The organism is Actinosynnema sp. NPDC002837, assembly GCF_040295345.1.
In the GTDB taxonomy this organism is placed as follows: Bacteria; Actinomycetota; Actinomycetes; order Mycobacteriales; family Pseudonocardiaceae; genus Actinosynnema.
Window position 1 is genome coordinate 1 of record NZ_JBEOVG010000223.1, and the last position, 1,106, is coordinate 1,106.

1 protein-coding gene is annotated in these 1,106 nt (G+C 70.2%); it reads right to left on the bottom strand.

Features of this window, described 5'->3' with window-relative positions; translation table 11 throughout:
- Positions 1-29: 29 nt before the first annotated feature.
- The coding region (locus ABTZ99_RS45020; RefSeq protein WP_499619296.1) for a polysaccharide deacetylase family protein at positions 30-1,106 on the bottom strand (1,077 nt) is incomplete at its 5' end.

Sequence of the window (1,106 nt, forward strand, 5' to 3'; positions counted from 1 at the left end):
CCTCGCTGTGAGGGGCACACCGGCGTGCGTCACGGGGTCCGGCAGCTGACCGTCGGCGCGGCCCACTGGCCGTTCGCCATCACGGTGAAGCCGAACGTGGTGCTCGCACCCGCGGCGAGGTTGCCGTTGCCGCTGGGCTTCATGGTCATCACGTTGCCGCTGGAGTCCCAGGTGGGCGTGCCGCTCCACGTCGCGGAGATCTTCTGCGGCGACGTGACGGTCACGGTGGCGGTCCAGCTGGTGATCGCCGTGGCGCCGGCCCGGATCGTCACCTCGCCGTTGAAGCGGTCACCCCACTGCTGGCTCGTGCGGTAGGTCGCGGTGCAGGAGCCGCCATCCGGCTGCGTCGTGGTGGTGGTCGTCGGGTTGGTCGTGCCGGGCGGGGTGTCCGTCGGCGCGACGGCCCGACCGGTCGACGGCGAGATCATGCCCGCGCACAGGCCGCGGCTCGCCAGGTTCGACGCGATCTGGGGGACGGCGTTGATGGTGGTCTGGTAGCCGTCGTGCATCAGGATGACGCCGCCGTTCTGCAGCGTGGACGCGGCCTGGACGATCTGGGCGGTGCTGGCGTTGTTCCAGTCCTGGGAGTCGACGTTCCAGAGCACCTCGGTGAGGCCGAACTGCGCTTCGACGGCCTTGAGGGTGCTGTTGGTCTCGCCGTAGGGCGGGCGGAACAGCTTGGGCGCGACGCCGGTGGCGGACTGGATCGCCTGCTGGGTCTGGGAGATCTCCGAGGTCATCTGGGCCTGGCTGAGCTGGGTCATGTGCGGGTGCGACCAGCTGTGGTTCTCGACCCACATGCCGGCGTCGCGCTGGCTGCGGGCGAGGGCCTGGTTCGACGTGACCTTGTTGCCCTGGTTGAAGAACGTGGCCCGCAGACCCGCCGACCGCAGCGCGCTGAGCAGCTGGGTGGTGGTGCCCGCGATCGGGCCGTCGTCGTAGGTCAGGGCGACGTAGCCGTTGGCGCAGTTGGCGTTGTTCGGCGGCGTGGTCGTGGTCGTGGTGGGGCCCGTCGGGCTTGCTGCGTTGAGGGCGTTGAGGACCGAGGTGTAGGCGGCTTTCTTGTTGCCGGAGCCGTCGAAGAGCAGGGGGGTGCCGGAGGCGCG